General features: G+C 26.8%; 22 protein-coding genes. 16 read left to right on the top strand and 6 right to left on the bottom strand.

Annotation, left to right across the window (positions count from 1 at the left end; all coding sequences use genetic code 11):
- Window positions 1-6: 6 nt before the first annotated feature.
- Genes ACRYA_RS05335 through ACRYA_RS05325 form a run of 3 tightly spaced genes read left to right on the top strand, consistent with a single transcriptional unit; the run spans window position 7 to window position 2258 of the window.
- A complete protein-coding gene (locus tag ACRYA_RS05335) occupies window positions 7-1245 on the top strand; it encodes a tetratricopeptide repeat protein (RefSeq protein WP_170144476.1) in 1239 nt (412 codons plus the stop codon).
- Window position 1246: 1 nt separating this feature from the next.
- A complete protein-coding gene (trpC, locus tag ACRYA_RS05330) occupies window positions 1247-2038 on the top strand; it encodes an indole-3-glycerol phosphate synthase TrpC (RefSeq protein ID WP_105917238.1) in 792 nt (263 codons plus the stop codon).
- 13 nt (window positions 2039-2051) lie between these two features.
- Window positions 2052-2258, top strand: a complete 207-nt coding sequence (locus ACRYA_RS05325) for a tautomerase family protein (RefSeq protein ID WP_105917236.1) — start codon at window positions 2052-2054, stop codon at window positions 2256-2258.
- A 16-nt stretch (window positions 2259-2274) separates the two neighbouring features.
- Here ACRYA_RS05325 and ACRYA_RS05320 read toward each other — a convergent pair whose 3' ends face one another.
- The 5 genes from ACRYA_RS05320 to abc-f form a co-directional block, all read right to left on the bottom strand.
- Window positions 2275-3390, bottom strand: coding sequence for a diguanylate cyclase (locus ACRYA_RS05320; RefSeq protein WP_105917234.1), 1116 nt, complete (start codon window positions 3388-3390; stop codon window positions 2275-2277).
- Window positions 3391-3493: 103 nt separating this feature from the next.
- Entirely contained in the window at window positions 3494-3811 is a 318-nt protein-coding gene (locus tag ACRYA_RS05315) for a bactofilin family protein (RefSeq protein WP_265735137.1), read from the bottom strand.
- A gap of 14 nt (window positions 3812-3825) precedes the next feature.
- A complete protein-coding gene (locus ACRYA_RS05310; protein WP_105917230.1) occupies window positions 3826-4767 on the bottom strand; it encodes a M23 family metallopeptidase in 942 nt (313 codons plus the stop codon).
- Window positions 4768-4795: 28 nt separating this feature from the next.
- The gene (locus ACRYA_RS05305; protein WP_105917228.1) at window positions 4796-5239 is read right to left on the bottom strand and encodes a GatB/YqeY domain-containing protein; all 444 of its coding nucleotides are present in this window, start codon (window positions 5237-5239) and stop codon (window positions 4796-4798) included.
- A gap of 52 nt (window positions 5240-5291) precedes the next feature.
- Window positions 5292-7241, bottom strand: a complete 1950-nt coding sequence (gene abc-f / locus ACRYA_RS05300; RefSeq protein ID WP_105917226.1) for a ribosomal protection-like ABC-F family protein — start codon at window positions 7239-7241, stop codon at window positions 5292-5294.
- A gap of 90 nt (window positions 7242-7331) precedes the next feature.
- On the opposite strand from abc-f, the gene recR reads away from it, so the two are divergent.
- Genes recR through ACRYA_RS05285 form a run of 3 tightly spaced genes read left to right on the top strand, consistent with a single transcriptional unit; the run spans window position 7332 to window position 9013 of the window.
- Window positions 7332-7904, top strand: coding sequence for a recombination mediator RecR (recR, locus tag ACRYA_RS05295; RefSeq protein WP_105917225.1), 573 nt, complete (start codon window positions 7332-7334; stop codon window positions 7902-7904).
- A 1-nt stretch (window position 7905) separates the two neighbouring features.
- The gene (locus ACRYA_RS05290; protein WP_105917223.1) at window positions 7906-8088 is read left to right on the top strand and encodes a uracil-DNA glycosylase; all 183 of its coding nucleotides are present in this window, start codon (window positions 7906-7908) and stop codon (window positions 8086-8088) included.
- A 1-nt stretch (window position 8089) separates the two neighbouring features.
- The gene (locus tag ACRYA_RS05285; RefSeq protein ID WP_105917221.1) at window positions 8090-9013 is read left to right on the top strand and encodes a dUTP diphosphatase; all 924 of its coding nucleotides are present in this window, start codon (window positions 8090-8092) and stop codon (window positions 9011-9013) included.
- A gap of 27 nt (window positions 9014-9040) precedes the next feature.
- Here ACRYA_RS05285 and ACRYA_RS05280 read toward each other — a convergent pair whose 3' ends face one another.
- Entirely contained in the window at window positions 9041-9244 is a 204-nt protein-coding gene (locus tag ACRYA_RS05280; protein WP_105917220.1) for a malate dehydrogenase, read from the bottom strand.
- Window positions 9245-9369: 125 nt separating this feature from the next.
- Here ACRYA_RS05280 and ACRYA_RS05275 point away from each other — a divergent pair, with 125 nt between their 5' ends.
- The 10 genes from ACRYA_RS05275 (at window position 9370) to ACRYA_RS05230 (ending at window position 16635) form a co-directional block, all read left to right on the top strand.
- The gene (locus ACRYA_RS05275) at window positions 9370-10389 is read left to right on the top strand and encodes an aldo/keto reductase (protein ID WP_105917218.1); all 1020 of its coding nucleotides are present in this window, start codon (window positions 9370-9372) and stop codon (window positions 10387-10389) included.
- 103 nt (window positions 10390-10492) lie between these two features.
- The gene (gene tatB / locus ACRYA_RS05270; RefSeq protein ID WP_105917217.1) at window positions 10493-10903 is read left to right on the top strand and encodes a Sec-independent protein translocase protein TatB; all 411 of its coding nucleotides are present in this window, start codon (window positions 10493-10495) and stop codon (window positions 10901-10903) included.
- Window positions 10903-11634, top strand: a complete 732-nt coding sequence (gene tatC, locus ACRYA_RS05265; RefSeq protein ID WP_105917215.1) for a twin-arginine translocase subunit TatC — start codon at window positions 10903-10905, stop codon at window positions 11632-11634. The genes tatB and tatC overlap by 1 nt, the downstream gene beginning before the upstream one ends.
- A 1-nt stretch (window position 11635) precedes the next feature.
- A complete protein-coding gene (gene queA / locus ACRYA_RS05260; protein ID WP_105917213.1) occupies window positions 11636-12667 on the top strand; it encodes a tRNA preQ1(34) S-adenosylmethionine ribosyltransferase-isomerase QueA in 1032 nt (343 codons plus the stop codon).
- Window positions 12668-12685: 18 nt separating this feature from the next.
- The gene (locus tag ACRYA_RS05255; RefSeq protein WP_105917211.1) at window positions 12686-13426 is read left to right on the top strand and encodes a 3'-5' exonuclease; all 741 of its coding nucleotides are present in this window, start codon (window positions 12686-12688) and stop codon (window positions 13424-13426) included.
- Between the two features lie 74 nt (window positions 13427-13500).
- A complete protein-coding gene (locus ACRYA_RS05250; RefSeq protein ID WP_105917210.1) occupies window positions 13501-14256 on the top strand; it encodes a TerB family tellurite resistance protein in 756 nt (251 codons plus the stop codon).
- Window positions 14256-14486, top strand: a complete 231-nt coding sequence (locus ACRYA_RS05245) for a (2Fe-2S)-binding protein (protein ID WP_105917208.1) — start codon at window positions 14256-14258, stop codon at window positions 14484-14486. Before ACRYA_RS05250 ends, ACRYA_RS05245 begins: the two co-directional genes overlap by 1 nt.
- A 3-nt stretch (window positions 14487-14489) precedes the next feature.
- Window positions 14490-14711 (top strand): hypothetical protein, encoded by a 222-nt coding sequence (locus ACRYA_RS05240; RefSeq protein ID WP_170144475.1) that lies wholly within the window; start codon window positions 14490-14492, stop codon window positions 14709-14711.
- A 20-nt stretch (window positions 14712-14731) separates the two neighbouring features.
- On the top strand, window positions 14732-15484 hold the full coding sequence (locus tag ACRYA_RS05235; RefSeq protein ID WP_105917206.1) for an NAD+ synthase: 753 nt from the start codon (window positions 14732-14734) through the stop codon (window positions 15482-15484).
- Window positions 15485-15498: 14 nt separating this feature from the next.
- Entirely contained in the window at window positions 15499-16635 is a 1137-nt protein-coding gene (locus tag ACRYA_RS05230; RefSeq protein ID WP_105917204.1) for a DegT/DnrJ/EryC1/StrS family aminotransferase, read from the top strand.

Genomic DNA, 16635 nt, shown 5'->3' with positions numbered 1-16635 from the left:
TGTACTATGAAAGATTCAGATTTAAACAATGAAAAAGAAAATAGAAAATATTTAAAAGTAGAAGAAAAAAGTTTTCAATTAGAGGACTATTACATAATTTATGCTTTAGAGATGGAAAATGTAAGAATGTACGATAGTGCAAAAGAGATATATTTGAAACTATTTTTAAATACAAGCAAATATGAATATTTAGTAGCTTATGCAACAATTGCTACACAGCTTCAAGATTATCAAGCCATAAAAGAGCAGATTTCAAAATATTTTATACCAAATATTAAAGAAGAAGAGATACTTTTAAGATTGTATAGTTTTGCACTTTTGAAGCTTCAAGAGTTTGATTTATCATTAAAAAATGCTCTTATTCTTACAGATAATTATAAAAGTACTATAAACTATGAACTTTTAGGAACAATTTATATATCAAAAGATGAGTTCCAAAAAGCTTATGATAGTTTTAATAAAGCTCTAAAATACGGTGTTTCAAATTCGTTAGTACAGACTAAAGCTAGTTTAGAGTTTTTTCAATTAAATCGACAAAAACATGCAATAGAAGAACTTAAAGATTATCTTCCAAAAAGTCAATATGATTTTAATATTGCACTTCAGCTTTTGACTTTTTATAATCATTTAGATGATAAAGAAAAAATACAATCTTTACTAAAAGAGATGTTTTTATACTATAAAAATAGTGAAGATGCTTTACAATTAAATAAAACAGCAAATTTGATGTTTCAAAATTTTGAAGCAAATGATATTATAAGATTTTTAGAAGGAAATCATCTTGAAGATGATTTCCTTTTAGAGCTTTATAAACGAACAAAACAACCAGAAAAAGCCTATGATTTACTTAAAAAATTATATACAAATAGTTCAAATCCTGATTATCTGGCACAGCAAGCTATTATTGAGTTTGAGTTAGCAGAAGATAAAAATAGTGTATTAGCAAGTGTTATTGAAAAGTTTAATATATCTTTAAAAACATCTTCAAATCCTATTTATCAAAATTATTTGGCATATTTATTGATTGATTATGATATTGATATTCCAAAAGGTTTAGTTTTGGTAAAAAAAGCATTGGAGCAAGACCCTACAAATATTGCTTTTATAGATACTTTAGCATGGGGTGAATATAAGAGTAAAAACTGCAAAGATGCATATAAAAATATGAAATTAATTGTAGATGAAATAGGTTTAAATGATGAAGAGATAAAGATTCATTGGGAAAAAATTAAGGAGTGCAAATAGAATGATACTAGAAAAAATAAATAATAAAACTCTTGAAGATGTAAAAAAAAGAGAAGAAAAAATATCTTTAGATGAGCTTGAGAATTTAATAGCAGATGGAAGTTTTTCTACAAAAGATGTAAAACAATTTTTAAAATCTTCAATTGATGAACCTATACGTATAATAGCTGAAGTAAAAAAAGCAAGTCCTAGTAAAGGTATTATAAAAGAAGATTTTAATCATCTTCAAATTGCAAAAGATTATAATGATTTTGGTGCAAATGCAATTTCTATATTAACAGAACCACACTTTTTTTTGGGAAATCTGAATTATTTAAAAGAGATAAAAAGTATTACAAGTATTCCACTTTTAAGAAAAGATTTTATTCTTACAAAATACCAAATTGCAGAAGCTTTGATATATGGAGCAGATTTTATACTTTTAATTGCAAAATCGCTTAAGCAAGATGAGTTAAATGAATTATATAGTTACGCTAGAGGTTTAAATTTAGAAGTTTTAGTCGAAATTCATGATAAAGAGGATTTGACTAAAGCTTTAAAAAGTGGAGCAGATATTATAGGAATCAACCATAGAAATTTAAAAACTTTTGAGATGGATATGACCTTATGTGAGGAGCTAATTCCACTTATTCCTGAAGGCAAAATAATTGTTGCTGAATCAGGAGTTAGTAATACTGAAGTTATAAAAAAACTCCATAATATTGGAGCTGATGCTTTTTTAATAGGTGAGCATTTTATGAGAGTTCCAAGTATAAAAGAGGAACTTAAGAGATTTAAAAATTCTTTGAACTAAAAAAGGAGTATAAATGCCAGTAATAAATGTAAAAATGACACATGAAGATGGAGGAGCTACTATTGATCAAAAAAATGAGTTAGCAAAAGGTATAACTGAGCTTTTTAGCAAAATATTTAATCGTTCATCTTCAAATGCAGTAGTTTTAATAGAAGAGTTTAATACAGATAACTACTATATAGGTGGAAAATCTGTTACAAAAATACGAAAAGAGAAGTAGAGATTTTCTACTTCTTTTAAATCTCGATTCCATTATCTAATAAAATTTTATTTCTTCCATTATCTTTTGCTTTGTATAACAAAGAGTCTGCTTTTTGTAGAGCAATATCATATGTAGGATATTTATTTCTTATTGTAACTCCAGCGCTAAAAGTGATTTTTAGTTTTTTATCTTGATAAATAAAGCTATTTTCTGTAACTATTGATTTTATTCTTTTTAATAACATTAAAAGTTCTCTATCTAGATTAAAATGTATAATAGCAATAAACTCTTCTCCACCATATCTTGCTACTAAATCTATATCTCTAATACTTTTGTCTAAAATTTTCCCAAAAGTTGAAAGAACTACATCTCCACACTCGTGCCCATAAGTATCATTTACTTTTTTAAAATGGTCAATATCAAAAAATATTACTGCATATTGAGTTTTTAATCTATTGTAAGAGTTTTCAATTTTTATTATCTCTTCATTAAATGCTTTTCTTGTAAGAACTTGAGTTAAAAAATCTTTTCTATTTTCCTGTTTTGTTTTATTTAGTTCATTTTCCAAACTATGTATCTTTTCTTCTAATTCTTCTACTTTAGATTTTCCATTTTCTAGTTTGTTTGTAACATTATTTATCTCTTGCTCAATAGAAGCAGCAGCAATAACAAGTTCACTTTGCAGTTTGCTTAATACTTCTACACCACCGTTTGTTACATCTATTGCTTTGATTTTTTCTTTTATATTTAAAACTTTTTTAGAACCATTTCCACTACTAAAAATAGCCTCATTAAAATACTCTTCCATAAGTACAACAAGTTTTGATATATCTTCTGTTTTTTGAATAACTAATTTTTTATCTTTTTCAAATCTTTCAAATATTAATTTTTCTATTTGTATCTGTATTGATTTTTCAAAAATATCTTTTGGATTTTTTTTAAGTTGCTCAAATAAAACATCAGCAATATTATTTAAATCAGAGCTAATAGATGGAGTAATAGCTTGTTTTAAAATATCAATTATAACTTCAACATTTTTTGGATGAACTCTTCTTAGTAGAAGTTGTATTAGTTTTTCAGGAGTATCTAATTCATTTGAAATTGCTTCATTGTATTCAATATCATTTAATTGGCTTAAAAAATTTTTCATATTTTCCTTTTTTTAAAAGTTATCTAAAATAAAAGACTAAACAAGTCTAAGGCTTTGATTATATCAAAAAAAATATATAAAAGATAATTTTATATATTTTTTATTATATATCTTCTGTTTTGATAAAATCTTCTTTTTTATCTGTTACTTTGTTATTTAAATTTGTCTTTACAAGACTATTTCCTTCAAAGATACCTTTTGCTTCAATTACAAATTCCTCTGATTCAATTGAACCTGTAACTTTTCCATCTGGTTTAATATCTACTCTTGTTGCATTTATTGAACCTTCTGCTAAGCCTTGAACAATAACTCTTAAAGCAGTTATTTCTCCTTTTATTTTGCCATTTTTTCCAATATTTATCTCTTGTTCAGAGTTTATATTTCCTTCAAAGTAACCATCAATATATAAATTACAAGACAAGTTTATATTCCCTGTTATTTTTGTGCCTGCAGTGATAATTGTGGTTGTGGAGTCGGATCTTGTATTTTGATGTGACTGATTGCTGTTATTAAAGAATCCCATGATATTTCTGTTTCCTTTTCAAAAATTTCTGTATAATTTTTCATGTCCCACATTACAAAAGTAAGTGGATCAAGAGATCTCGATAAAAAACGGATTTCATAGTGTAAATGAGGTCCGCTACTTATCCCTGTATTTCCTGAATATGCTATTAAATCCCCTTTTTTAACAAAAGAGCCAGATTTTACCAAAGTTTTGTTTAAGTGGGCATAATATGATTTAAACCCATAAATATGCTGAATTGCTACTAAATTTCCATTAAATCTATCAAAACTTGCAGCTTCAACAATTCCATCTGCTGTTGCATAAACAGGAGTTCCAACCGATGCCTTTAAATCAACTCCCATATGAAGAGCTTTTCTATTTAAAACAGGATGATGTCTATATCCAAAATAGCTATTTATAATTTTATTTTCAACTGGAGAACCACTAGGAATTAGTTGTAAAAGTGTTGTTCTTTCTTCTGTATTAAGCCTTGCAATATCTACTCTTTGTTTTAATGGAAGCTCATTTTCAGTTGGAATTCCTATTATATTTTCCATTTTATTGAAATAATCAGTAGCTTCACTTATCTCTTCATTTTTCTCATGAAGTTCTAATTGGGTTTGACTAACTAAATTATTTAGCTCTTCATTTATTCTTTTAAACTCTACTAATTCAAGTTCAATATCTAATCTATCTTTATCCATTTGAATTAAAGAAAGATTTATAAAGATAAATGCTGCTACAAATATAAAAGATATTCCAATAAATGTATATAGAGTATAAAAAAAAGGTTTTTTTCTTAATTTTATCTGCTTTATACCATTATCATCATTTATTGTAAATGTTATATATTTGTTCGCATATTGATCCATTTTGAACCTTAAACTTTTGATAAAATCATTATGATAATAATTTTTTTACCATCTCATTTATTCTTTTTCCATCTGCAACACCTGCAAATTTTTTTGAAGCTGCTCCCATAACTTTGCCCATATCTTTTATAGATTCTGCTTTTACTTCTTGAATTATATCTTTCATACCAGCTTCAAGTTCTTCATCATTTAGTTGTTTAGGTAAATAAATCATAAATACATCAATTTGACTTTGTTCTTTTTCAACTAAATCATCTCTTTTTGCAGCACTATATTGAGAGATTGCCTCTTCTCTTTGTTTAATTCCTCTTTGAACAAGTTTTATAACTTCAGCATCATCTAAAACTCTTCTTTCATCTACTTCTATTTGTTTTATCATAGTATTTATTGCTCTAATAGAGTCTCTTTTTACTACTTCTTTATCTCTCATTGCTTGTTTTAAATCTTCATTTAATTGCTCTTTTAAGCTCATTTGTAAAACTCCTTTTTTAAATTTAAATTTTTTAAAACTTGATTATACTTTTTTAAGAATTAAAACTCTCAACCAACTCTTCAAGCTCTAAAAATCTCTCAACTTTCTCTTCATAAATAGCTTTTGTCTCTTCTAGCTCTTTTGAAAGTACTACAATTCCTATTTTTTCATAACATTTTGGGTCTGCTAAACAACTATTTATTTCTTCAATTTTTTCTTCAATTTTTTCTAGTTCTTTTGGTAAACTATCGTACTCTCTTTGGTCTTTATATGATAATTTAACTTGTTTTTTTGGCAAATTTTCTATTTTTGGATTATTTTTCTCTTTTTCTATATCAGATTCTAAATTATCCAGCTCTTTTAACTCTTTTTCAATTTCAAGGTATTCACTATATGGTTGAAAACTTTCCATAATATGTCCATTTCCAGTAAATACATATAGTTTTTTTGCAATTTTATCTACAAAATATCTATCGTGAGATACAAAAATTAAAGCACCTTGGAAATTTTGTAAATACTCTTCTAAAATATTAATTGTTGGAATATCCAAGTCGTTCGTAGGTTCATCAAGAATCATACAATCAACTCTTTTTGTAAATAAAAGGGCAAGAGCAACTCTGTTTTTTTCTCCACCACTTAAAGCACCAACTTTTTTATCTAAATACTCTTTTGGAAAAAGAAAGTTTTTTAAATATCCAAAAACATGTAAGTTTCGTCCATCATCAAGTACAACTCTATCTCCACCATTTGGACAAAAAATTTCCATAATAGTTTTTTCATCATCAAGCATATCTCTTTGTTGATCAAAATATCCTATTTGAAAATCTCCTTTTTTGAAGCTTCCTTTATCTATTTGCATTTTTTCCATAAATATTTTAAGAAGTGTTGATTTTCCACTTCCGTTGGGACCTACTATTGCAATAGTATCTTTTTGTAAAATCCTAGCAGTGAAATCTTTTATTAACTCCTTTTCACCTAAAGATTTATAAATATTATCAAGCTCATAAAGCATTTTTTTCTTATTTTGTTGTTTCTCTTCACTATTAAAAGATTTTTGCTCTCTTTGAAGCTCTATGCTCATTTTTTTGATATATGCTGGATTTGATTTTGCTTTTTGTTTTAAATCAAAATATTCAGATTTTCTTCTTTCATTTCTTTTTCTTCTTGCAGTTACTCCATGTTGCATCCAGTGAGCTTCTTGTTTTACAAGACGTAAGAGATTTTCATGCTCTTTTTGTAAATTTGATAAAATTTGTGATTTTTGCTCCAAATATGAGGAGTAACCACCATTGAATTTTCTTAATTCTCCACCATCAACTTCTATTACATTTGTAGCAATATTATCAATAAAATATCTATCATGAGATATAAAAAGTAGGGTGAAATTATTTTTTAAAAGTAACTCTTCTAAAAACTCAACCATGTAAACATCAAGGTGATTTGTAGGCTCATCAAGAAGTAAAACATCTGGTTTTTTTAAAATCAAACCAGCTAAGCTAACACGACGTTGTTCACCTCCACTTAGAAGGTTTACATCTTTGTGTTCATACTCTTTTAGTGCAAACTCTATTAATACTCTCTCAATTGTATTTTCTAAATCCCAAGCATTGTGAAAATCAATAAAAGTTGCTAGTTCACTTTGTTTTCTTAAAAGCTCTTCGTTTTCATAATCTGTTGATAGTTGATTTGTAATTTTCTCATACTCATTTTTTGCACTTTTTAACTCAACTAGCTGATTTTCAATAGCATTTCGAACACTCAAGTTTGCTTCAAATTTTGGTTGTTGGTCTAGCATCTCTATTTTTATACTTCTATCAATAGCCATTTCACCGCTATCTGGTTCAACTGTTTTCATAATTATTTTGAAAAGTGTTGATTTTCCTTGTCCATTTTGCCCAATAACTGCAACTCTTTGCCCAGCTTGAAGGGTGAAGTTTGCATCTTTTAAAATAACTTTAATATCGTATTGTTTGGAAATATTTTGTAAGTCGATTAGTGCCATTATAAAAAAACCTTTTAAATTTAAAAGTATATAGTTTATCCAAAAAACCTTTTAATTAATTTAATATAAATATTAGAATATAATCCCAAAATGAATAGAGAGTTAGAAAAATTTTATGAACTAGTAGAGGCTTTTGAATCTTTACCAACTATTGGAAAAAAATCAGCTTTAAGACTTGCTTATCACATTGTAATGAATGACAACTATTGCGGAATAAAACTATCTCATAGCATAGAAAATGCTTTGAAAACTATTAAAAAATGCAAAAGATGTAGAAGTATGAGTGAAAATGAGATTTGTGAATATTGCTTAGATGAGAGTCGTGATAGTAGTAAATTATGTATTGTGCAAAGTGCAAAAGATATTTTTATTATTGAAGATTCAAAAGAGTTTGATGGAAGATATTTTGTAATTGATGAGCTTGAGATTGATTTAATAATTAAGCTTCAAGAATATATCAAAAATAGTGGAGTAAAAAATATTTTATTTGCTATTACGCCATCTATTGCAAATGATGCTTTTATATTATATATTGAAGATAAATTAAAAGAGTTTGATATAAGTTTTACAAAAATAGCCCAAGGTGTTCCAACTGGAGTTAGTTTAGAAAATGTAGATTTAATGTCTTTATCAAAAGCTATTCAAAGTCAAGTTGGAATATAAGATGGAGAAAAAAATAATTTGTCAAAAATGTACAAACTATTTTGTAACTTGGGAAGCAGGAAAACCTCATGGTTGTAAGGCTTATGGATTTAAGTCAAAAGCAATTCCTAGTATTGTTGTAAAAAATAGTAGTGGAGAGAATTGTAAGCTTTTTATTGAAAAAAAATTTGAAAATAGGAGTTAATTTGTTATATAAAGATTTTAAAGAGGCTGTAAAAGTTGTCGGATTCGCTTCAGTTGATGAGTTTGTAAAATATGCAAAGATAGACTCAAATGATGTATTAATATGGGAATCAAAAGATGAAATTCCATATTTTGTATCTTTAATTTTACATATTCTAAAAGGTGATAAAGAGGTTTTACCATCTAGTTTGAGTTTACAAAATATTGTTGAAGAGTGTTTACCACTTGCTTCTTTACTTGAAGAAGCTTCATCTTTTCCTTCAAAGCTTGAAGAGATGTTTTTATTACAAAAACAATTAAATGATAGTACAAATGGTAAAAATTGGGAGTTGGGTATAAATAAATTTAATAAAGAGATAAATTGGCTTAGATGTATTCATATGGAAGTAGCTGAGCTAATTGATTCAACTCCTTGGAAACACTGGAAAAATATCAATTCAACTCCTGATATGAATAATATTCATGTTGAGCTTGTAGATATTTGGCACTTTTTAATGAGTTATATTTTACAAGAGACTAATGTGCCAAAAGCAGTATCTTTAGTAAATACACACTGTATTTATGAAGCAGCACAAAATATTGATGTAAATTTGATAATCAAAGAGTCTGAAAAACTCTCATATATAGCACTTGCTATTGAGACAAAAAATATGCCTTCTTTTAGTGGAATTGAAAGATTTATTGAGCAGTTTTTTAGAGCTTGTAAGAGTGCTGGATTATCTTTTCCTTGGCTTCAAAAACTATATATTGGTAAAAATTGTTTAAATCAATTCAGACAAGATAATGGATATAAAGAGGGAACATATAAAAAAGTTTGGAATGGAAATGAAGATAATGTTGTAATGGTTGAATTACTAAAAACAATAGAAGATGTAAGTTTTGATGAACTTTATAATCAATTAAAATTAAAATATAATCAAAATTAATTTATAAAAAGTAAAATTTATTTCCTTTTATTTAGGATTTAGTTTTGCTTTTAAGCTTTTTGGAAGATGCGCAAAAACCATAGAGCTATTTTTTACAAACTTATCATTTTTAAAAATAGATATTTCTAAACTCATCTTTTGCGTATTAAAGCTTAGTAGTTTTATTTTTTCATCTTTTTGTATAAATTCAAGATTTTGCTCCTTTAAATCTACTATTTTTTTCTTTACCAAAATTTAATCCTAATATATATTTTTTAAATTTTACTCAAATAGTATTAAAATAAATTTCTTTTTTTATTTACATTTTTAAGAAAGAGATTTGTATAATCTGTAAAATTCGCTATGAGAGGCTAAAAATGGAATATAGATATATTGGTAAAACAGGTCTTAGAGTAAGCTCAATTTGTATAGGAACTATGACTTTTGGAAGTAGTACATCAAAAGATGAAGCATTTAAGATATTGGATAAGTCTTATGATAGAGGAATAAATTTTTTTGATACAGCAGAACTCTATCCTGTTAGTCCCAAAAAAGAGACTATTGGAAATACTGAAAAAATAGTAGGAGAGTGGCTTAAAACAAAGCCAAGAGATAGTGTAATAATGGCAACAAAAATTGCAGGAGCTGCTTCTGGTTGGTTTGTTCCACCTGTAAGACATGGTTTTACTGCAATTGATAGTTTTCATATAAAAAAAGCTATTGAAGATAGTTTAAGAAGACTTCAAACAGATTATATAGATCTTTATCAAATGCACTGGCCTGACACTATAGTACCAATAGAAGAGAGTTTAAAAGCTTTTGATGCACTTGTAAAAGAGGGAAAAGTAAGATATATAGGAACTTCAAATGATAGTGCTTATGGGCTTACAAAAGCAAATGAAATAAGTAAATACAAAGGATATTCTAGATTTGAATCTATTCAAAATAATTTTTCACTTTTAAATCCAAGATTTCATGATGAGTTAGCAAATGTTTGTAGACTTGAAAATATCTCTTTATTACCATATTCACCAATGGCAGGTGGAGTTTTAAGTGGAAAATATTGTGGAGGATTTTATCCAGAAGATTCAAGATTTGCAACATATTTAAAAGAGAGTAACAAAAGAGTTCAGGCTATGGCACATAGATTTGTAAATGAAAGAACTTTAGAAGCTACGAAAAAATATTTAGAACTTTCAAAAGAGTATGAAGTAAGCCCAGTTACTTTAGCGATTTCTTATTCAAAGCATTTTGATTTTGTTGCTTCTACTATTATTGGGGCAAGAAAAATAGAGCAACTAGATGACTCTTTTAAAGCTTTTGATTTTAAAATCTCAAGTGAATTGTTAAAAAAGATTGAAATAATTCAAAAAGATATTTTATACCCAATGGGTTAATTTAAATATTTTAGGACCTTTTTAGTAGTTTAGATTTTTGATTAATCACTATTTTTGTTCTATTTGGATAAAATCACAACCTTATAAAAATATGGAGCGAAAAATGTTTGGAATGGGAATAACTGAAATTCTTCTAATCGCAATAGTTGCAGTTATCGCATTAGGTCCTGAAAAACTGCCAGATGCTATGGTAAAAATAGCAAAAATGTTTAACAGTGTTAAAAAAGGGATAAGCGATGCAAAAACAACTTTGGATAATGAGCTAAATATAGCAGAATTAAAAGAAGAAGCAAATAAATTTAAAGCTCAAATTGAAGATACAAAATCATCTTTAAGTATTGAAAATAAGTTTGATTTGGGTCTAGATGATATTTTAAAAAATGATTTAGAACCTTTAAAAAATGATAATGAGGTTGAAAAAATTAAAGAAAAATTTGCAAAAGCAAATGAAGATAAGTCTCAAAAAAGCAAAGATGAAAAATTATCTTTAAAAAATAGTGAGGAAGTTAAATAATGTTTGATGATTTAAAACCACATATAGCAGATCTTAGAAAGAGATTAGTTATTTCTAGTATTACTATTGTTGTTATGTTTTTTGCTTGCTTCTCTTTTTATGAACCTATTTTAGAGTGGATGATGGCTCCTGTTAAGCATGCTCTTCCTGTTGGAACTTCAATGATAGCAGTTGAAATTCAAGAGACATTTTTTACGGCTATGAAAGTTGCATTTTTTGCTGGATTTATTCTTTCTTTACCTGTTATTTTCTGGCAATTATGGTTGTTTTTAGCTCCTGGATTATATGATCATGAGAAAAAACTTGTTATTCCTTTTGTATTTTTTGCAACTCTAATGTTTTTACTAGGAGCTTCTTTTGCTTACTATATAGTTGTTCCCATAGGATTTGATTTTTTGATTGCATTTGGTAATAGTGTTGTTAATGTATTGCCTAGTATTGGAAAATATGTTGGATTTTTTACAAAACTTATGATGGGTTTTGGTATTGCTTTTGAGTTGCCAGTTATTACATTTTTTCTTGCAAAAATTGGGATTGTAAATGATCAAATGCTTAAAGATTTTTTTAGATATGCAGTTGTTTTAATCTTTATTATATCAGCAATTTTAACTCCTCCTGATGTTATTAGTCAAGTTTTAATGGCAGCTCCTTTGTTGATTCTTTATGGAGTATCTATTTATATAGCAAAAGTATTTAATCCAGCACAAAAAGAAGAAGAGGAAGAAGATTAATTTGATAGATGTTTTAAAAACTTCAAGTTATGATTTTAACCTTCCTCATAGTCAAATTGCTACTTTTCCAGTAAATCCTGCTAGTAGTGCAAAAATGTTGGTTTATAATAGAGATAAAAATGAGATTTTTCACTCTACTTTTGAGAATATTTTAGAGTTTTTACCAGAAGATTTAACTATATTTTTGAATGATACAAAAGTTATAAAAGCTAGAATATTTGGTAAAAAATCTACAGGTGCTAAATTAGAACTTCTTTTAAATAAACCTCTTTTTATGGATAGATATTTAGTTATGATAAAAGGAAAAGTAAAAGTTGGGACTAAAATATTTTTTGATGAAAATTTAATAGCAGAAGTTTTAGAATTAAATGAAGATGGTACAAGAGTTATAGAATTTTTTCAAGATGAAAATAGTAAAAAAAGAGTTGATTTTTTATCTCTAGTTGAGATTTTAAATAAAATAGGACACATTCCTCTTCCTCCATATATGCAAAGAGAGGATAAAAAAGAAGATGAATTAAACTATCAAACACTTTTTGCAAAAAATTATGGAGCAGTTGCAGCTCCAACTGCATCGCTACATTTTACAACTGAATTGCTAGAAAAAATAGAGAAAAAATATGGTTTAAATTATCTTACTCTTCATGTGGGAGCAGGTACATTTAAACCAGTAGATGTTGAAGATATTTTATCTCATCCAATGCATAGTGAATATTTTGAAATAGGAATTGATGCAAAAAAGAATTTAGATAATGCAAAAAAAGTATTGGCAGTTGGTACTACTGTTACAAGAACTATTGAATATTATTCAAGAACAAACAAAATTCAAGGTGAATGTGATTTATTTTTAAATCCAGTAAATAAACCTATAAAAGTTGATTATTTACTTACAAATTTTCATCTTCCAAAATCTACTTTGATTATGTTAGTTGCTTCATTTATTGGGTTAGAGAAAACTTTGGAGCTTTATAATATTGCTATAAAAAATAATTATCGATTTTATTCTTATGGTGATGGAATGTTAATAATATAAAGGATACTTAAATTTACTATGGCATATTATATTTTATTTGATACTGAAACGACAGGTACTTCTCAAGAAGATAGAGTTATTCAATTTGGAGCTATTATTGTAGATCAAAAAGGTCAGATTGAAGCTTTTGATGAACTTTGTAGTAGTGATGTAGCAATAAAGCTTGAAGCTATGGAAATTCACAATATCACACCAAATTTACTAGAAAATAAGCCAAAGGCGGTTGATACAAAATTTTATAAAAGGTTGCAAGAACTAAATAATAGTGAAAATTTTTTGATAGCACATAATATAAATTTTGATTTAGATATGATAAGAAAAGAGGGTTTTGAAAACCAACTTCAACTAATAGATACTTTAAGATGTGCTAGACACATTTTTTCAGAACTTCCATATCATAGGTTGCAGTATCTAAGATATGCTTTGGAACTTTTCAAGCAAGAGGAAAGTGAAGCAAAAAAATATAATATAACTATAAAAGCTCATGATGCAATAGGTGATGTATTAGTTATGAAACTATTTTTATCAAAACTTGTAGCAAAAGTAAAAGAAATTTTTCCAGATATAAATCCTATGAAAAAATTAGTTGAATTAACTTCTACTCCAGTATTTGTACAAACTTTTAAATTTGGGAAATATAAAGGTGAAAACATAGAAGATGTTGCTAAAAAAGATGCAAACTATCTAAACTGGATGATTAAAAATATGGAACTTGATGAAGATATGCAATATACTTTAAATATGGTTTTAAAAAATTAATTAAGCTTTTTATACTCTCAGTCTAAATTTGATAAAATAAAAACTCAAATTTTTAAATCAAAAGTAGGATATTAATGGAGTTAGTAGTTTTAGCTATTGTAATAGCGATTTTATTTATTATAGGAAAAAATTATAAAACAGAAGAGTTTAAAAATATTAATTTAAAACAAAAAGAGTTTTTTAAAGGTGATTTATTAAACCATGAAGCAGGGCTTTTAGTAGCTTTGATGGCAAAAGTCGCAAAAGCAGATGGAAAAGTAGGAGATCTTGAAGCTGAGATTATAAAACATACATTTACAGATATTTCAAGTCATTTCCAAAACTCACAAGAAGTTCGAGAAAATCTAAAGAATTTATATAATAAAGAAAAAGAGAGCTTTTCAAATCTTATTACTATTTGTGAAAGATTATATAGTTTAACAAAAACAGATTATTCTAAAAGATTAAAATATATGGAGTATCTACTAAATCTATCTTTTATAGATGCAGATTTCTCAAAACAAGAACAAGATATAACTGAAGATATTGCACAAGCTTTAAAAATTGAACAAAAAGATTATATAAATCTTATATCAAATTTTGAGAATTTTTATAAAAATAGAGCAAATGAAAAAGCATTATCAATAGATAGAGCTTATGAGGTTTTAGAATCAAATCAAAATGATGATGATTCAACTTTAAAGAAAAATTATAGAAATTTAGTTAAAAAATATCACCCAGATATTATTACAGGGCAAGGTGCTTCTCAAAATATTATAGATGAAGCAACAACAAAACTTCAAGAGATAAATGAAGCTTATGAGATTATCAAAAAGAGTAGGGGTATATAATGGCAAGAAATTTTCCACACTCTTATATTGTTTGTGATTGTAAACAAGTAAGCCTTGGTGAATTAATATATGCAATAAAAGATAAAGGTGCAAAAACACTTGAGAATTTAGAAGATTTAACAGATGCTGGAAGCTCTTGTGGATGTTGTAAAAGTAGCGAGTGTGATATAGGAGAGCAAAAAATGGAGCTATATTTAGATGAGATTATAAAAAAGTTTAATAAAGAGTAAAAATTGATAGATATAAAAGAAGAGTTAATAAAAGAGATAAAAGAGCTTTTAAAAATAAGTGAAAATGAGAAGATAGATATAAATCCAAATTACTTAAACTATTTTGATGAAGATGAGCTAAAAGATATTGTATTTAGATTAATAGAAAAAAAAGTTGAACAAAAAGAAGGAAATTCGGCTTATTTAGATGAGATTTATCAAAAAACAAAGAAAGATGATATATAATCTTAAATTAAGGTTTAAAAATGAATAAAATAAAAAATATTAAGCAAAATTTAATAAGTTTTTTAAAAGAAGAAGTTTTAAAAACTGGATTAAAAAAGGTTACTTTAGGTCTTTCAGGTGGACTTGATTCTGCTGTTGTTGCAGTTTTGTGTAAAGAAGTATTTGATGATAATTTAAACTGTGTTTTAATGCCATCACAATTTTCATCAAAAGCTTCGATTGACGATGCAGTAGAGCTTTGTAAAAATTTTAATATTAAATATGAGATTGTAAGTATTGAACCAATGCTAAATGCATATTTGAAAAATATGCAAGAAAGTAGTTTAAGAATAGGAAATTTTAGTGCAAGACTTAGAATGTCAGTTTTGTATGATATTAGTGCAAGAGAAAATTCTTTGGTAGTTGGGACTTCAAATAAAAGTGAATTACTTTTAGGATATGGAACTATTTTTGGAGATTTGGCTTGCGCAATAAATCCTATTGGAAATATTTATAAAAGTGATTTATTTGAGTTTGCAAAATTTTTAAATATTACAAAAAATATTATAGAAAAAAAACCTAGTGCTGATTTTTATGAAGGTCAAAGTGACGAGGCCGATTTAGGTTATAGTTATGCTAAAATTGACTCTTTATTAAAAAAGATGATAGATGAAAATAGAAGCAAAGATGAGCTTTTGGCTCTTGGATTTGAAGATGAATTTATAGAAGATATTAAAAAAAGAGTAAAGATAAATGAGTTCAAAAGAAAATTGCCAATAGTTGCTAAAATATAGAAATTGAGGTAAAGATGAGAAATATTGCAATATATAAAGCAACTTTAGATAATGAGGAGATTGATCAGTTAAAATCAGTTCTTCAAGCTAAAGATGATTTATCAAAAGTTTTAGAGTTTGAAGAGAAGATGGTTAAATATATTGGTGCAAAATATGCTATTGCAACAGCAACTTCAACAGCAGCTCTTCATTTAGCTCTTAGCTCTATGAGATTAAAAAGAGGTGATAAGGTTTTAATGTCTGTAAACTCTTTTGTAAACTTACCAGAAACTGTAAGACATTTTGATGCAGAACCTATATTTGTAGATATAAATTTAGAAGATATGAATTTAGATATTGAAAAATTTGAAGAGACAATTATTGCAAATAAATCAAAAAAATTAAGAGCAGCAATTATCACTTTTATTGGTGGACTTGCTCCAAATTTAGAGAAGATTTATGAGATTGCAAAAAAGCACAATATTTTAATTATTGAAGATTGTAGAGCTGCATTGGGAACTACATATAAGGGACAAAAAGTTGGAAATTTAAGTGCTGATATGACAATATTTTCAACAAATCCATCTCCATCAAGATATGCTATTAGTCGTTCTGGGGTTTTGGTTACAAACAATGAAGAGTTGGCAACTAGGGCAAAACTTTTAAGAAATCATGCAATTACAACAGCATATGATAGTTATGGAAATTTAGATTATGTTTATGATGTAGATGATATAGGACATAAATTTGATATTTCTGAACTAGATGCTGCTTATGCAATAGCACAGTTAAAAAAAACGGATAGTTTTATAAAAAGAAGACAAGAGATAGCAAAAATATACGAGGATAGATTAAAGGATATTAAACATATTACTATTTTGCCTCATAAAAATGAGCATATATATACTCAATTTATAATAAAAATATCAAGAAATAGAGATGCTTTTGCTAGAGCATTAAAAGAAAGAGGAGTTTCAACGGCTTTAAATTATATTCCTCTTCATCTTTTGACTTATTATAAAAATAAGTATTCTATAAAAATAACAGCATTTCCAAATGCTTTAAATAACTATCAGCAAATTTTATCTTTACCAATATATGCAGGGCTTACAAATGAAGAGGTAAATTATGTTTGTGACCAAGTTGTACAAATTGCACTAGAGTGGATTTAA

It is taken from the genome of Aliarcobacter cryaerophilus ATCC 43158, assembly GCF_003660105.1.
Lineage (GTDB): Bacteria > Campylobacterota > Campylobacteria > Campylobacterales > Arcobacteraceae > Aliarcobacter > Aliarcobacter cryaerophilus.
Note: the sequence above shows the minus strand (reverse complement) of the source record. Positions and strands in the feature narration are given on the sequence as shown.